The organism is Streptomyces sp. NPDC001927 (assembly GCF_053594455.1).
In genome coordinates this window covers 165,863-181,976 of sequence record NZ_JBSFEN010000008.1, presented here as the reverse complement: position 1 = coordinate 181,976, position 16,114 = coordinate 165,863, and the positions used below count along the sequence as shown (strand labels likewise).

Annotated in this window: 10 protein-coding genes; 2 read left to right on the top strand and 8 right to left on the bottom strand. The window is 70.9% G+C overall.

All coding sequences use genetic code 11. The features are described 5' to 3' along the window. Positions 1-6: 6 nt before the first annotated feature. The 3 genes from ACWCO8_RS22870 to ACWCO8_RS22860 all read right to left on the bottom strand — a co-directional run bounded on the left by ACWCO8_RS22870 (position 7) and on the right by ACWCO8_RS22860 (position 4,963). Complete coding sequence (locus ACWCO8_RS22870; RefSeq protein ID WP_451033780.1) at positions 7-1,920, bottom strand: APC family permease; 1,914 nt, start codon at positions 1,918-1,920, stop codon at positions 7-9. A gap of 11 nt (positions 1,921-1,931) precedes the next feature. Further along, on the bottom strand, positions 1,932-2,798 hold the full coding sequence (locus ACWCO8_RS22865; RefSeq protein WP_451033779.1) for a DUF817 domain-containing protein: 867 nt from the start codon (positions 2,796-2,798) through the stop codon (positions 1,932-1,934). A gap of 104 nt (positions 2,799-2,902) precedes the next feature. Then, complete coding sequence (locus ACWCO8_RS22860) at positions 2,903-4,963, bottom strand: phosphocholine-specific phospholipase C (RefSeq protein WP_451033778.1); 2,061 nt, start codon at positions 4,961-4,963, stop codon at positions 2,903-2,905. Between the two features lie 297 nt (positions 4,964-5,260). Between ACWCO8_RS22860 and ACWCO8_RS22855 the strand changes: the two genes are divergently transcribed. After that, entirely contained in the window at positions 5,261-7,690 is a 2,430-nt protein-coding gene (locus ACWCO8_RS22855) for a polysaccharide lyase 8 family protein (protein ID WP_451033777.1), read from the top strand. 21 nt (positions 7,691-7,711) lie between these two features. Then, on the top strand, positions 7,712-8,518 hold the full coding sequence (locus ACWCO8_RS22850) for a DUF3472 domain-containing protein (RefSeq protein WP_451033776.1): 807 nt from the start codon (positions 7,712-7,714) through the stop codon (positions 8,516-8,518). Here the strand turns inward: ACWCO8_RS22850 and ACWCO8_RS22845 are convergent. From ACWCO8_RS22845 to ACWCO8_RS22825, 5 genes are all read right to left on the bottom strand, one after another. Further along, complete coding sequence (locus ACWCO8_RS22845) at positions 8,481-10,028, bottom strand: HAD-IA family hydrolase (RefSeq protein ID WP_451033775.1); 1,548 nt, start codon at positions 10,026-10,028, stop codon at positions 8,481-8,483. The two genes, ACWCO8_RS22850 and ACWCO8_RS22845, sit on opposite strands and share 38 nt — an antisense overlap. Positions 10,029-10,104: 76 nt before the next feature. After that, a complete protein-coding gene (locus tag ACWCO8_RS22840) occupies positions 10,105-12,990 on the bottom strand; it encodes a glycoside hydrolase family 2 TIM barrel-domain containing protein (RefSeq protein ID WP_451033774.1) in 2,886 nt (961 codons plus the stop codon). Between the two features lie 81 nt (positions 12,991-13,071). After that, complete coding sequence (locus ACWCO8_RS22835; RefSeq protein ID WP_362016252.1) at positions 13,072-14,049, bottom strand: hydroxyacid dehydrogenase; 978 nt, start codon at positions 14,047-14,049, stop codon at positions 13,072-13,074. 86 nt (positions 14,050-14,135) lie between these two features. Then, positions 14,136-15,074, bottom strand: a complete 939-nt coding sequence (locus ACWCO8_RS22830; protein WP_451033773.1) for a carbohydrate ABC transporter permease — start codon at positions 15,072-15,074, stop codon at positions 14,136-14,138. Then, positions 15,071-16,057, bottom strand: coding sequence for a carbohydrate ABC transporter permease (locus ACWCO8_RS22825; RefSeq protein WP_362016121.1), 987 nt, complete (start codon positions 16,055-16,057; stop codon positions 15,071-15,073). The genes ACWCO8_RS22830 and ACWCO8_RS22825 overlap by 4 nt, the downstream gene beginning before the upstream one ends. Between the last annotated feature and the right edge of the window lie 57 nt (positions 16,058-16,114).

Genomic DNA, 16,114 nt, shown 5'->3' with positions numbered 1-16,114 from the left:
TGACGGTCAGTCCCGGTCGCGCGGGAGCACGTACGGCACGTTGGTGACCATCACCCCCGGGGTGAAGAGCAGCCGCGCCTTGAGCCGGAGCGCCCGCTGGTTGTGCAGCATCTGCTGCCACCAGCGGCCGGGCAGGAACTCCGGGATGAAGACGGTCAGTACGTCGTCGGGATGGGCCTGCCGGTGCGCGCGGACATGGTCGAGCACCGGTCGGGTCAGCTCGCGGTACGGCGAGTCGAGCACGGTCAGTTCGACGCCCATGGTGTGCGCGGCCCAGGCCGTGCGCAGCGCCTCGGTCTCCTCCTCGTCGATCGCGACGCTGACCGCCTCGATGCCGTCGGCCTTGATCGCCTGCGCGTAACCGACCGCCTGGAGGGTGGGTGCGTGCACGCGTGAGACCAGCACCATCGCGTGGTGCTTGGCCGGGATCACCGGGCGGGCGTCGGCGGCCACCGCGAGCTGCTCGGAGGCCAGGTCGTAGTGCCGGCGCACCGCCCGCATGCCGAGGATGAGCAGCGGCATGGCGACGCAGACGATCCACGCGCCGTGCGTGAACTTGGTGACCAGGACGATCACCAGGACCAGGCCGGTGACCAGCGCGCCGGTGCCGTTGAGCAGTTGGGAGCGGCGCATCCGGCCGCGCTCCGCCGCCGTGGTCGCCCCCGCGAGTTCACGGTTCCAGTGTCGGACCATGCCCGCCTGGGAGAGGGTGAAGGAGGCGAAGACGCCGATGATGTAGAGCTGGATGATCGCGGACAGGTCGGCGTCGAAGACGACGATGAGTCCGGCCGAGGCGGCCGCGAGCACGGCGATGCCGTTGGAGAAGACCAGCCGGCCGCCGCGGTTGTGGAGCTGGCGCGGCAGGAAGCGGTCCTTCGACAGGATCGAGGAGAGCGTCGGGAAGCCGTTGTACGCGGTGTTCGCGGCCAGGATGAGGATGCCCGCGGTCGCCGCCTGGACGAAGTAGAACAGGAAGTCCCAGTCGCCGAAGGTGGCCTTCGCTATCTGGGCGAGCGCGGTGGCCTGCGAGGCGTCGGCCGGCAGGCCGAGGTCGGTCGGGCTGTGGGCGACATGGACCCGGTAGACCAGCGCGAGGACCGTGATGCCGACGAACATGGTGATCGAGAAGAAGGCCATCACGGCGAGCGAGGCGGCCGCGTTCTTGGGCTTGGGGGAGCGGAAGGACGGTACGCCGTTGCTGATCGCCTCCACGCCCGTGAGCGCCGTGCAGCCGGACGCGAACGCCCGCATCGCCAGCAGCACCAGGGCGAGACCGGTGAAGGTCTCGGGGGACTGGAAGGACAGCTCGGCGGACTCGGCGCGGATCGTCTCGCCGCTCGCCATCCGCACCCCGGCGACCGCGAACATCACGTAGATGGAGACGATGAAGGCGTACGTGGGGATGGCGAACGCCCGCCCGGACTCCTTGACTCCGCGCAGATTGACCAGGGTCAGCAGCGCGACGAAGCCGAGGCAGAGCTCGACGGCGTACGCCGAGAGGGACGGGACGGCCGAGGTGATGGCGGCCACGCCCGCGACGACGGACACGGCCACGGTCAGCACGTAGTCGACCAGGAGCGCGGCGGCCGCGGTGAGCGCGGCGCCCCGGCCCAGGTTGTGGGCGCTGACGACGTACGCGCCGCCGCCGTTGGGGTAGGCGTGGCAGGTCTGCCGGTAGGAGGCCACGACCACCACGAGCAGCACGACGATCGCGAGACCGATGTACCAGGTGGTGTGGAGCAGGGCGACGCCGCCGAGAGCCAGGACCAGCAGGATCTCCTGGGTCGCGTACGCGACGGAGGAGAGCGGGTCGCTGCAGAAGACCGGCAGGGCGAGCCGCTTGGGGAGTTCGGTCTCGGCCATCTGGGCGGTGCGCAGCGGGCGGCCGAGAAGAAGGTTCTTGGGGACAGTGGTGTTCACCGCACGGGAATCTAGGCTTCCGGGTGCACCTTTCCGGCATCCCATATGCCGTCCATACAGGAAGGGTGGCCGGATTTACTCCCTCGATACGCCGGCCGGTCGCTCCGATCCTTCGGACCTCGGGTACGCGCGACCAGGACGAAGGTGACACTGATGAGGAGTGCCCAGGCGCCGAACTTGCTGAGGGGCACGGGCTGCCAGCCGTCGAGCTGATGGGGATACGCCCATGCGCCGACGTAGGTGGCCGCGTTCTCCGCGACCCAGAGGAAGAACCCGATCAGCGCGAAGGCCAGCGCCAAGGGCATCCGGTAGCGGGAGTCGCCCACCGTGAAGTGGACCCAGGTGCCGAACATCGCGCCGAGGAGCAGCAGGGCCAGCGGCAGCCGCGCGTCCGGCAGCCAGTGATGGGTGAAGAAGTTCACGTACACGACCGCCGCGAGGACGGCCATCAATCGGGGGCGATATCCGGACAGCGACAGCTCCATGATCCTCCACGACCGACAGCAGTAGCTGCCCACGGCGCTGTAGAGGAATCCGCCGTAGAGAGGGACGCCCGCGACCTTGAAGAAGGCGTCCTCCGGGTAGCTCCACGAGCCCATGCGCACCTTGACGAGCTCGAAGAGCAGTCCCACGAGGTGGCACCCCAGGATCACGGCGGTGTCCCGCGGTCCGTCCCAGCCGACCTTGCGGGCCAGGATCGTCAGGGCCACGCCGTACACCAGGAGCAGGTCGTAGCGGGCCACCGGCAGGTCGCCGGGCAGCAGCCGTGAGGCGCCGATGCCGCCGACCAGGGCGACGGCGAAGGCGACAGCCCGCACCTGGCTGATCCCGAAGCGCCAGAACTGGGCGAAGCCATGGCTGATCGTTTGGAACGTCATGCCCGAGCAGACTGCCGACCGACGACCGTTGGTTCCCGCGGAGCAGCCGCCGTGACGCGGGGGGAGGCCCGCCCGATGGGCCTCCCCCCGCTCTCTGAGGACCGTCAGACGGTCTTGATCGCCGGGTCGGAGACGCCCACCGCTCCCGTTTCGACGTGACCCGCGAAGCGGCGCAGGAAGGTCGCGTCCGCGGAGGAGGTGACCGTGACGTCGTACCAGCGGCCCGTGGTGCTCAGGTCGATGGTGCGCGCGACGGTCGCGCCGGCGTTGACCGTGACGGTCTGGGTGGTGTTCCCGTAGGCGTTCTTGATCGTGAGGCTGACCGCCGCCGTGCCCGAGTTGGTCAGGGTGAGGGCCAGGTTGCCGGTCGAGGTGACGTGGCGGGCCGTGACCTCGGGGCCCGCCTGCTTCGTGGGGCCCTTCCAGGTGCGCAGGAAGCCGTTCGGGCCCCACACGGTCAGGTTGATCTGGTTGCCGGTCGAGGCGCTGGTGCTCCACGTGTCGGCGAGGGTCTTGCCCGCCTCGACCGTGTAGGGCCAGGGGCCGTCCGTGCGGTTGCCCGAGGTGCTGTGGAAGTGGGCACCGAGCGTCGGACCGCTGGAGAAGGTCAGCGTGAACTTGCCCGTGGAGACGGTGCGCAGACCGTCCACGTACGGGCTGTAGCCGAGCGGGCGGGTCGGCTTGGCGCCGGCCTCCTGCTTCGGCAGGGTGCCCGTGGCCGGAACCACCGGATTGTAGGAAGGGTGGCGGTTCTTGTCCGGCGGGACGTAGCCGGCCGTCGACGGGAGCGCGGCCGGAGACGCGTCCGCCCGGGTGAAGTCGAAGGCCGAGGTGAGGTCGCCGCAGACCGCGCGGCGCCACGCGGAGATGTTCGGCTCGAGCACGCCGAAACGCTTCTCCATGAAGCGGATCACCGAGGTGTGGTCGAAGGTCTCGGAGCAGACGTAGCCGCCCTTGCTCCAGGGGGAGACGACGATCATCGGGACCCGAGGGCCGAGGCCGTACGGACCCGCCGTGAAGCCGCTGCCGCCGGGGTAGAGGTCCTTCGAGACGTCCGCCGTCGACAGGCCCCACGCGGAGGAGGCGGGCGGGTACGGCGGGACCACGTGGTCGAAGAAGCCGTCGTTCTCGTCGTACGTGATGAACAGCGCGGTCTTCGCCCACACCGCCGGGTTGGACGTCAGGGCGTCGAGCACCTGGGAGATGTACCAGGCGCCGAAGTTCACCGGCCAGTTCGGGTGCTCGCTGAAGGCCTCCGGGGCCGCGATCCACGACACCTGCGGCAGCGTGCCGTTCGCCACGTCGGCGCGCAGGCGGTCGAAGTACCCGCCACCCGCCTTGACGTCGGTGCCGGTGCGCGCCTTCTCGTAGAGAGCGCTGCCGGGCTGCGCGTTGCGGTAGTTGTTGAAGTACAGCAGCGAGTTGTCGCCGTAGTTGCCGCGGAAGGCGTCGTTGATCCAGCCCCAGTGGCCCGCGGCGTTCAGGCCGTCACCGATGTCCTGGTAGACCTTCCACGACACCCCGGCGGCCTCCAGGCGCTCGGGGTAGGTCTTCCACCCGTACCCGGCCTCCGCGTTGTCCAGGACCGGTCCGCCGCCCGTGCCGTCGTTGCCGGTGTGGCCGGACCACAGGTAGTACCGGTTCGGGTCCGTCGCGCCAATGAACGAGCAGTGGTACGCGTCGCACACGGTGAACGCGTCGGCGAGGGCGTAGTGGAACGGGATGTTGTTCCGGGTCATGTACGCCATGCTGGTGGCGGTCTTCGCCGGCACCCACTTGTCGTACTTGCCCTTGTTGTACGCCGCCTGGCCACCGGCCCAGTCGTGGTTGAGGCCCGTGACGAACTGCATGCCCAGGTCGGCGACCTGCGGGTTGAAGGGGAGGATGTCCTTCGACCCGTTGGACTGGAAGAAGACCGACTTGCCGTTGTCCTGGAGGACAGGACGCGGGTCACCGAAGCCGCGTACGCCCTTCATCGCGCCGAAGTACTGGTCGAAGGACCGGTTCTCCTGCATGAGGACGACGACGTGCTCGATGTCCTGGATCGTGCCCGTGGTGACCTGTGCCTTGATGGCGGCGGCGCGCGCGATGCTCTCGTTCAGCATGGTCGCGGCGGCGGTGCCGCCGGCGATCTGCAGGAACCTGCGGCGGTTGAGTTCAGTCATGGAGTGATGACCTCTGCGGGTGAGGTGGGTGATGTGGGTGCGGGGGCGAAGCGGGTGCGGGGGAGAGGGGAAGAGCGCCCCAAGGACAGCGGCCCCCGGGGACCGCACGGAGATCCTTGCCTGAAACTTGGCTGTACAACTAGAGAAAACAGGGGAGTGGGTGGATCTTCAAGAGGCGCGACGCGACGAAAAAAGCGATCGAAACGCTCATCTTTGTCGTCGCTATGGATCGATTGAGCGCGCGCATGCTAAAACCGGCCAGCCGTGACTCGTTTCCAGTGCCCCCTGGAGCTCCCCATGACGCATGTCTGGTCCCGCCGCGGATTCCTCACCGCCACCGGTGCCGCCCTCGCCCTCGGCCTCACCGCGAGCCCGCCGCTCACGGGAGTGGCCCTGGCCGCCGACGAGTTCACCGCCCTGCGCGCCAAGTGGCGCACCCTGCTCCTCGGTGAGGGCTTCAGCCCCACCGCCGAACCCTTCAGGACCAAACTCACCGAACTCGGCACCCGCGCCGCCGAACTCCGGGCGACGATGGCCCCGGCCACCGGATCCCTCTGGCCCGACCTGGTGTGGACCGACCCCGAGCCCGACACCGACCAGGAGTCGTACGGCTACTCGGCCAAGATGAACGAGAACTACACCCGGCTCCTCACCATGGCCCAGGCCTACTCCCAGCCGGGCACCGGCCTCACCGGCGACGCCACCCTCGCGGCCGACATCGTCACCGGCCTCGACCACATGTACGCCCGGATCTACAACGAGAGCCAGACCCGCTACGGCAACTGGTACAACTGGCAGATAGGCGCCCCTCAGGCGCTCCTCGACATCTGCGTGCTCCTGTACGACCGGCTGACGGCCACGCAGCTGGCCGCCTACTGCCGCGCCGTCGACCACTTCGTCCCCGACTCGGCCATCGGCAGCTACACCGGCACCAGCACCGGCGCCAACCGGGTCGACCTCTGCCGGGTCGTCGCGCTGCGCGGCGTCGTCGGCGACAACTCCGCCAAGATCACCCTCGCCCGGAACGCGCTCTCGCCCGTCTTCCCGTACGTCACCTCCGGCGACGGGCTCTACGCCGACGGCTCCTTCGTCCAGCACACCTCCGTCCCCTACACCGGCTCGTACGGAGCCGTGATGCTGGGCGGACTCGGCATGCTCTTCGCCCTCCTCGCGGGCTCCGCCTGGGCGGTCACCGACCCCAACCGGCAGATCGTCCTCGACGCCGTCGAGAACGCCTGGGCCCCGTTCCTCTACAACGGGCTCGTCATGGACAACGTCTCCGGGCGCGGCATCAGCCGCGGCATCTCCGCCACCGACCCCAAGCAGATCCAGGCCGACGACCATCTGCGCGGCCACGGCATCCTCTCCTCCATCGTGCTGCTCGGACAGGGCGCGAGCGCCGCCGAGAACGCCCGCTGGCGGGGCCTCGTGAAGGGCTGGATCCAGCGCGACTACTACAGCCCGCCGATGAGCAACCCCTCACTGAGCCTGGTGAGCCTCGCGCGGCTGAAGTCCGTGGCCGACGACACCTCCGTCACGGCCCTCGCCGAACCCACCGGGCACCGGCTCTTCCCCTCCATGGCCAGGGCCACCCACCGCCGCCCCGGCTGGGCCGCCTCGATCAGCATGGCCGACAAGCGCATCACGTACTACGAGACCGGCAACGGCGAGAACCTGCGTGGCTGGCACACCGGCTCCGGAATGCTCTCCTGGTGGGGCGACACCTACGGCAACGGGCAGTACAGCGACGCCTTCTGGCCCACCGTCGACCCCTACCGCCTGCCCGGGACCACCACCTCGCGCAAGGTTCTCGCGGACGCGGCGGGCGGCGACTGGGGCGCGTCCAAGCCGGACGTGAACTGGGTGGGCGGCGCCACCGACGGGACGCGCGCCGCGATCGGCCAGTACCTCAAGGGCCTCCAGAGCACCCTGCTGGCGAAGAAGTCCTGGTTCTGCCTGGACGACTCCATCGTCTGCCTCGGCGCGGGCATCAAATGCACCGACGGCACCACCGTCGAGTCCGTCATCGAGAACCGCAACCTCGGCCCGGGCGGAACCCACGCCCTCACCGTCGACGGCACGGCGAAGCCGGTCGGCCACCCCTGGTCGGAGACCCTGACCGGCGCCGGCTGGGCGCACATCGGCGGCTTCGCGGGCTACGTCTTCCCCGGCGGCGCGACGGTCAAGGCCCTGCGCGAGGAGCGCACCGGCCGGTGGAGCGACATCAACCGAGGTATGGCCACCACCCCGATCACCCGCCGCTACCTGACCCTCTGGGCCGACCACGGCACCAACCCGACCAACGGCACGTACGCCTACGTCCTCATGCCCGGCGCGAGCACCACGCAGACCGCCGCCCGCGCCGCCGACACCGGCTGGGTACAGATCCTCGCCAACACCGACAACCAGCAGGGCGTCCGCGTGCCCTCGCTGGGCTTCACCGGCGTCAACTTCTGGTTCGGCGGCACCGTCGGGGCGCTCACCGCGAGCGCGCCCTGCTCCGTGATGATCACCGAGAAGAGCGACGGTACGGCGGTGATCTGCGTCAGCGACCCGATGCGCATGCAGACCGCCCTCACCCTCACCTGGAACCGGGCCGTGGCCTCCGTGATCTCCAAGCCCCCCACCGTCACGGGCACGGCCACCGGCTCCTCGCTGAACCTCACGTTCGGCGACCTCAGCGGCACCTTCGGTGCCACCCAGAAAGTCACTGTCAGGCTCGGCTGAGAACGGAAGGGACATCCCCACATGACCCCCGCACTTCCGCGCACGACGATAGGCACGACTTCCCTCACGACCACCCACACGTCCCCCCACAGGAGCCCGCGCCGACGGCTCGGAGTCCTCACCGGCATCGTCGCCGGCGCCCTCGCCTCGCTGCTGTACTCCACGGGCCCGGCGGCCGCCGCCGTCACACCCGGCGGCATGATCTCCAACTCGTACACCGTCACCGGCGCGCCCTCGGAGGGCCTGGAGAAGCTCGCCTTCCCGCTGAAGGTGATCAGCCAGCCCAACGACGCCGGCTACTACTGGGCACAGCAGTACTACTTCAAGTCCGGCCAGGTCGGTTACATCGGGCTCCAGCCGCGCGTCAACAGCGGCATGGCGGTCTTCAGCGTCTTCGGCTCCGGCACCTCCACCACGCACCCCAACTGCCGTACGGGGGCCGACGGCGGCTCCGGTACGAGCTGCAGCGTCACCTATCCGTACGTCAAGGGCCGCTGGTACCAGCTGGAGATCATCAGGACCGGCACGAACAACTGGACCGGGTACGTCGTCGACACCGCCACCGGCGTGTGGACCACGATCGGCAACTGGAACGTCTCCGCCTCGGCCGGCTACCTGAAGCCGAGCGGCGTCGGTTTCGTCGAGTACTACAAGTCCGTCGCCGACTGCGCCTCGATCCCGTACGGCCAGGCGGTCTGGGGCAACCCGTTCGTCACCCCGGAGCCGGGCACGGGCACCAACACCAGCGCCCGCACCTATGGTCCCTGCGCGGCTGACGCGACCTACAGCATCAGCGGCGGCCAGGTGACGATGACCACCGGCGGGTAGTGGCCCCGGAAGGGCACTGGTCGCGGGGCTCCCGCCCGGCCTGCAACAGCTCCACCAGCTCCTGCAGGCCGGTCAGGACCCGCCGACCGGGGGCGGCCTCGACCGGTACGAGTGAGGGGACGGCGACGACCCGGCAGCCCGCGGCCTCCGCCGCGGCGATCCCCGCCGGGCTGTCCTCCACCGCGAGGCAGCTCGCCGGGTCGACGCCCAGGGCCCGGGCCGCGACCAGATACGGCTCGGGGTGCGGCTTCGTACGGTCCGCGTCGTCCGCCGTCACCGTCACTTGGAACGACTCGGTGCCGAGCAGCTTGAGCACGGACTCGACGACGGGCCGGGGCGAGGCGGTGACGAGCGCCGTCGGAATGCCCATGTCCCGCAGCACGTCCAGGAGTTCCAGCGCGCCCGGGAGGGCGGCCGCCTCCGTCTGGACCGCCGCGAGGAACCGGGCGTCGAGGTCCGCCACGATCGCGCCCAGCGGCCGCTCGGTGCCCGAGGACCGCCACAGATGGACCGCCGTGTCCTCCACGCAGCGGCCCACGACCTCGGAGGTGTCCGCGTCGGTCAGCGGGCGCCCGAGCCCGTCCGCCACCTCCCGCGCCGTGCGCCACCAGAGGGCCTCGGTGTCGACGAGCGTGCCGTCCATGTCCAGCAGGACGGCCTGCGGTTCGACGGCGAACGGCCGCCCGTCCAGGGTCCAGTGCGAGTCCGGGGGAGAGTCCAGCGACGCGAACACCTGGGCGGCGACGTCCTGATGGCGGAGCTCCCCGACCCGTGCGCCCGCCGGGACGTCGGGACCCGCGCACGCGATCCAGGCGGTGCGCTCGAGCTCCGAACGGCCGCCGTGGCCGCCCTCGTCGCGGTGGCCGTGGTCCGTGACGACGAGGAACGTCCAGGCCTCCTCGGCGAAGCTCGCCCGTCCGCGTACCGCGGCGAGGAGGCGGCCGAGTCGCTCGTCGGCGCGGACGATCGCGCGGTCGTACTCCGTACCGCAGCCGAGGATGTGGGCCGTCTCGTCGACCGCGCCCAGGTAGACGAAGGACGCCTCGGGGTCGTGCTCGGCGAGCACCCGCACGGCGTCGGCGGTGATCAGCTCGTCGGCCTCCTCCCAGCCCGCGCAGTCGTCGGAGGCCGGGGCGACGTGGCTCAACCGACCGGGGCCGCGGAACAGCGGGCCACCGTTCGCCAAGGTCACCAGCGGTTCCCAGCCTGCCGCCACGTAGGTGCGCCGGCCGGCGGCCCACAGCCGGGTGGCGAAGTCCGGGAAGACCGCGAGGCGGTGGCCGCTGAAGTCGTTGCTCCAGACGGCGTGCTTCTCCACCGTCACCCCGGTCGCGATCGTCGCCCAGCAGGGCCCCGACATGGTCGGCGTACCGGGCTCGACGACGACCGGAGCGAGGAACCCGGAGGCCGCCAGGGCCTCCAGATGGGGGGTGTCGAGGCGCCTCAGCGTGTCGAGGCGTACCCCGTCGATGCCGACCACGAGGACGCGGCGGCGGGTGGCGACGGGCATGGGTTCCTCCGGTTCGGACAGCGTGATGCCAGGTGGGGCGGCCCGGAGAGCTGCCGGGCCGCCCGCTGGGCGTGGTTCAGAGCGCGCGCAGGAGCAGACGCAGCACGGCCGGGCCCGCGTCGAGCGCGTGCCGCGGCAGCGGGCCGGGACCGCACGACGCGGTGCCGATGCCGTGGTGCGCCACGTCGAGGTTGACGTGCACCCGGTCGCCGGGCACGAGGTCGGTGGTGTGCCGCGCGGCGTCCAGGTCCGCGCTCGTCCAGCGGCGGACCGTGAGGTCGTACGAGGGCAGGCCCCCGATCAGCAGTCCACCCCGGGCGCCCGTGAGCAGGGCCCTGCGGACGGCCCGCCGGTTGCCGTTCTCCTGCGGGCGGACGTACGGGGTCTGGAGCGCGTCGACCGTGTGCCGGTAGCGGCCGAGCCGGGCCGCCGCGGTGGTGTCGCGGTACGCCTCACCGGGGCCGAGGCCGTACCAGTCGACCGTGTCGATCCAGCCGGGCAGGGAGAACCCGAGACCGATCCGGGGCAGCGGGCAGGGCCACTCGCCCTCGGGCACGGCCTCGACGTCCAGCCACAGCGACCGGCCGTCCGAACGCCAGCGGTATGTGGCCCGCACCGCGTGGTCGCCCCCGGCGGGCGCCGTCCGCGTGCGGACGGTGAGCCCTTCGGCCGTCGGCTCGACACCGAGCGTCCTGGTCGTGAGCCGGTGCAGGCCGGCGGCGCGCCAGCGGTCGGCGATCCGGTCACCGAGCAGGTCGTTGTCGGTCGGCGCCCGCCACAGGTCGAGCCGGAGCGCACCGACATCGAGCCCTCCGACGGCGAGCAGCCGCCCGCTGAACGCGTCGAAGGCGGCGGGCCCGAGGGTGAGCCGGCCTCCCCGCCCCGCGGCCACCGGCAGGAGGCGGTCCGGGTCCGCGGCCGGCGCCGCGGGGGCGAGAACCGTCTGGCCCCAGGCGATCTCATGGCCCGCAGGCGCCCAGGGCTCGGGGGCGGCGAGTTCGGCGACGACCGTCAGGGCGCGCTCGGCGTCCTTGGCCGGCGGCAGGACCGGCGCGGGAAGGCTCACGTCGTCGCCGGGCGCGAGGACGGGGACGTCGAGCACGCCGTCCGCGACGGGTTCGCCGTCGTCCTCGGCCCGCCAGCGGAAGCGCAGATGGGCCGTGTCCCGGAAGTCGTGACCATTGCGGACGGTGACGCTCCGCCCGTCGGCGCCGAAGCCGATCGTGACCGGCTCGATCACCTTCTTGTACTCCAAGAGCCCCGGCGACGGCGTCCGGTCGGGGAAGACGAGGCCGTCGGCGACGAAGTTCCCGTCGTGCACGGGTTCGCCGAAGTCGCCTCCGTACGCGTGGAACACCCGCCCGTCCGAGGTGCGGCGCGCGATGCCGTGGTCGATCCACTCCCAGACGAAGCCGCCCTGGAGCCGCGGATACCTCTCGAACAGGCGCTGGTACTCGCTCAGTCCGCCCGGCCCGTTGCCCATGGCGTGCGCGTACTCGCACAGGATGAACGGCAGCCCGCGCCGGTGCGCGTCGAGCGCCGGGTCGTCCGTCGGCGGCTCCTCGCCCCGGCCGATCAGCTCGGTCTCCGCGTGGTCGGCGTACATCCGGCTGTAGACGTCGACGTACCCGCTGTCCCAGTCGCCCTCGTAGTGAACGGGTCGCGACGGGTCGCGGGTACGGGCCCACTCGGCCATCGCGGCCAGGTTCTCGCCCGTGCCGCTCTCGTTGCCGAGCGACCACATGAGGATGCTCGGGTGGTTCTTGTCGCGCTCGACGACCCGCTGCATCCGGTCGAGCAGGGCGCCCCGCCACCGCTCGTCGCCGCTCGGGTTGCCACGCCAGCCGACCTGCTCGAAGCCGTGGGTCTCCAGGTCGCACTCGTCGACCACCCACAGCCCGTACGCGTCGCACAGGTCGAGGAACTCGCTGCTCGGCGGGTAGTGGCTGGTGCGCACCGCGTTGATGTTGTGCTGCTTCATCAGCAGCACGTCGCGCAGCATCGTCTCGTACGACAGGGTGCGGCCGGTCTCCGGGTCCCACTCGTGCCGGTTGACGCCGCGCAGCAGCAGGGCACGGCCGTTGGCCTTCAGCAGGCCGTCCTCGACGGCGACCCGCCGGAAGCCGATCCGCAGCGGGATCCGCTCGCCGGCCGCGGTCAGCTCGCCCTCGTACAGGCGCGGCTGCTCGGCGTTCCACGGCTCGACGTCCGCGAAGGTGTGCGGGCCCGCGGGGTCGGCGTCGACGAGGCCCAGCTCGGGGACGGAGAGCCGGGCCGGACCCGAGGTCTCGACGGACAGGGTGCCGGTGCCGGTGGCGCGGTCGTAGTCGGCGTGGACGAAGAAGTCCTCGACGCAGCCTGCGGGGCGGGACAGCAGCCGGACCGGACGGAAGATCCCGGACAGCCACCACATGTCCTGGTCCTCCAGATAGCTGCCGGCCGACCACTGGTGGACCCGTACGGCGACGACGTTGCGGCCGGGCCGCAGGGCGTCCGTCGCGTCGAACTCGGTGGGGATCCGGCTGCCCTTGCCGTCGCCGAGCCGGACGCCGTTGAGCCAGACCGCGAAGCAGGAGTCGACGCCGTCGAAACGCAGCACGCTGCGGCCCGCCGGCCAGTCGTCGGGGAGCGTGAACTCACGGCGGTACTCGCCCGTCGGGTTCTCGTCGGGCACGCGCGGCGGGTCGACGGGGAAGGGGTAGGTGACGTTGGTGTACGCGGGGGAGCCGACGCCCTGGAGCTGCCAGCAGGACGGCACCGGCAGCCGGTCCCAGCCGCTGTCGTCGAAGGCGGGCTCCTCGAAGCCGGCGGTGAGGTCCCCGAGCCCGGCGGCGGCCCGGAAGCGCCACTCGCCGTCCAGATCGACGGCCGGGGCGTCCGAGCGGAATGCGGCCCGCGGTGTCAGCCGGCCGCTGCCCGGGCTGCGGTCCTCGACGTAACGGGTCTCCGGTGACTGGTGCATGGCTGTGTCCTGGGGGGTCTTCGGGCCGGACGGCGGGAGGGACAGCGGGAGAGACAGCGGGCAGGGCGGCGGGAACGGCGGTCAGGCGGAGTGGGCGAGCTCGTCCGGGCCGACGCCATGGGCCAGCGGCAGGCCCCGGGCGAGGCGCTCCACCTCGTCGGTCGCCCAATGGGTCATGCGGACGAGCTCGTTGCCGAGCGAACCGGCGATGTGCGGGGTGAGCAGGACGTTGGGCAGCGTGTAGAGCGGCGAACCGGGAGGCAGCACCTCGGGCTCGGTGACGTCGAGCACGGCCTGGATCCGGCCGGTCGACAGCTCCTCGGTGAGCGCCTCGGTGTCGACGAGGGAGCCGCGCGCGGTGTTGATCAGCGTGGCCCCGTCCCGCAGCAGCGCCAGTCGCCGCCGGTCGAACATGTGCCGGGTCTCCGGGAGTTGGGGCGCGTGGATGGAGACCACACTGCTGCGCCGTACGAGTTCGTCGAGGTCCACCGACCGCGCGCCGAGCCGCTCGGCCTCCGCCTCTTCCACGTACGGGTCGTAGAGCAGGACCTCGAAGTCGAACGGGCGCAGCAGCTCGAGCACGCGGCGCCCGATCCGCGACGCGCCGACGATTCCCACGGTACGGCGATGGTTGCCGTGACCGGCGAAGTACTCGAGCAAGGGCACTCGGTCCTGAGCCTCCCGGTAGGCCCGGGCGCTGTCGAGCATCCGCTTGCCCGTGAAGAGGATCGTGGCGAGGGTGAACTCGGCGACCGGCAGCGCGTTGGCCCCGGCGGCGGTGGAGACGGCGATGCCGCGCTCCCACACCGCGTCGGTGACATGGTGCTTGACGGACCCGGCGGCATGGATGACGGCCCGCAACCGGGGCATGGCGCGCAGCGCGTCCGCGGTGAGCAGCGGGGCGCCCCAGTGCGTGAAGAGCACTTCGGTCTCGGCCAGCGCGGCCGGTTCGACGTCGGCGAAGTCCCCGACGAACCGGTCGGTGTCCACCGCCGCGACGCGGGCAAGCCGGTCGAGGGCGCCCTCGGCGAGGAGCTGGGCGTGAATGCCGGCGTTCATGGCCAGCAGCGTGCGGGGGCGCTGCGCGGCTTCCGCCCCGGCGGTGTGGTCGTCGTTCAGAACGGAGCCTTCCGGTACGGGCACGGTCACTTCACCGCGCCTGCGGTGAGGCCCGAGCGCCAGAAGCGCTGCAGGCAGATGAAGGCGATGATGAGCGGGACGACGGCGACGAGCGAACCGGTGATCACCAGCGTGTAGTACTCGGGTTGCAGTTGAGTGGTGCTGCTCCACATGAACAGGCCGAGGTTGACCGGGTACAGCTTGTCGTCGTTGAGCATGACCAGCGCGCCGAAGAAGTTGTTCCAGCTGCCGGTGAAGGAGAAGAGGAAGATGGTCATGAAGCCGGGCGAGAGCATCGGCAGCGCGATCCGCGCGAACATGCTCACCTCACCGGCACCGTCCACGCGGGCGGCCTCCAGGACCTCGTTGGGCACGTACCCCTCGGAGAAGACCCGGGCCAGGTAGACGCCGAACGGGTTGACAAGCGCGGGCAGCAGCAGCGCCCAGTACGTGTTGACCAGGCCGACCTCGGAGGCCAGCAGGTACAGCGGCAGCTGGATCACCGTGGCGGGGACGAGGAGCCCGCCGAGGACGACGCCGAACAGCTTCTCCTTGCCGCGGAACTCGTACTTGTCGAAGGCGTAGCCGGTGGCGACGCACAGCAGCGTCGAGGCGGCCGAACCGACCACGGAGTAGAGCACGCTGTTGCCGAGCCAGCGCAGGTAGATGCCGTCGTTGAAGGTGAAGACGTCGGCGAGGTTGGAGAAGAGGTTGAAGTCCGCGAAGGAGAAGCCGCCGGTGGAGAAGAGGTCGCCGTGGTTCTTGGTGGCGGCGAAGAGCAGCCAGCTGACGGGCATCAGCATGTAGAAGGAGGCGAGGATGAGCACGCCGTTGACGACGCCCTTGGAGAGCAGGCTGCCCGGGCGCTTGCGGCGAGGGTCGCGGCGCTTCGGCGCGGCGGATGCACCGCCGGCGCGGGCTTCGGCGGCCGCGGGTTCCTGGGTGGTGACCGTGTGAGTACTCATGCCGCCTTCCACCGGTTTCCGATCTTGGTGACGATGTACGAGAGCACGACGCCGAGCGCGGCGAGCATCAGGGACGCGGCGGCGGCGAGTCCGTAGTCGTGCTGGAGGAACGCCGCCTTCCAGATGTACATGGTGGGCGACCACTCGGTGTCGACGGCGGCGGTGCCGCGCTGGCCGAGGAGCTTGGGCTCGGTGAACAGCTGGATGGCGCCGACACAGGTGAACAGGACGGCCATCACGACCGCCGAGGCGATCATGGGCACCTTGATCTGCAGCGCGGTGCGGATCGGCCCGGCCCCGTCGATGTCCGCGGCCTCGATGAGCTCGCGGGGGATGGCCTGCAGGGCGGCATAGAAGATGATCATGTTGTACCCCATCCACTGCCAGGCGGTGAGGTTCACGATGGACGAGAACACATGGTCGGAGCTGAAGAAGTCCCACGAGCCGCCCGCGGCCTCGATCCAGTCGAGCACCGGGCTGAGCCCCGGGGTGTAGAGGTAGATCCACAGGATCGAGGCGATGAGCCCGGGGATGGCGTGCGGCAGGAAGAGGGCGAGCTGGAAGAACCGCCGGGCGCGGGCCACGGCCGAGTCGATCAGCAGCGCGAGGGCGAGCGCCCCGCCGATCATGACCGGGATGTACAGCGTGCAGTACACGGCGATGTGCAGGAACGACTCGCGGAAGCCCGCGTCCGAGAACGCCGAGACGAAGTTCTCGAATCCGGAGAAGGAGCGCTCGGTGCCGCCGAAGCCGAGTCCCGACGACTTCTCGCTGAACAGGCTCATCCACACGGCGTAGACGATGGGCGCCGCGGTCATGGCCGCGAAGAGGACGAAGAACGGGACGATGAACAGGGCGGCTGTGGCGCGCTGGTTGCGCTTGAGCTGTGAACTGCCGTTACGGGTACGGCCGGTGCGCGGGCTGCCGGCACGGGTACCGCCGGCCGCGGGCGGCGGCGCGGCCTTCGCGAGTGGTGCTGCCACGGGTGCTCCTTGGCGGGTGGGCGCTGCGGGTCCGGGGGTGTGGAACGGCGGGGCCCG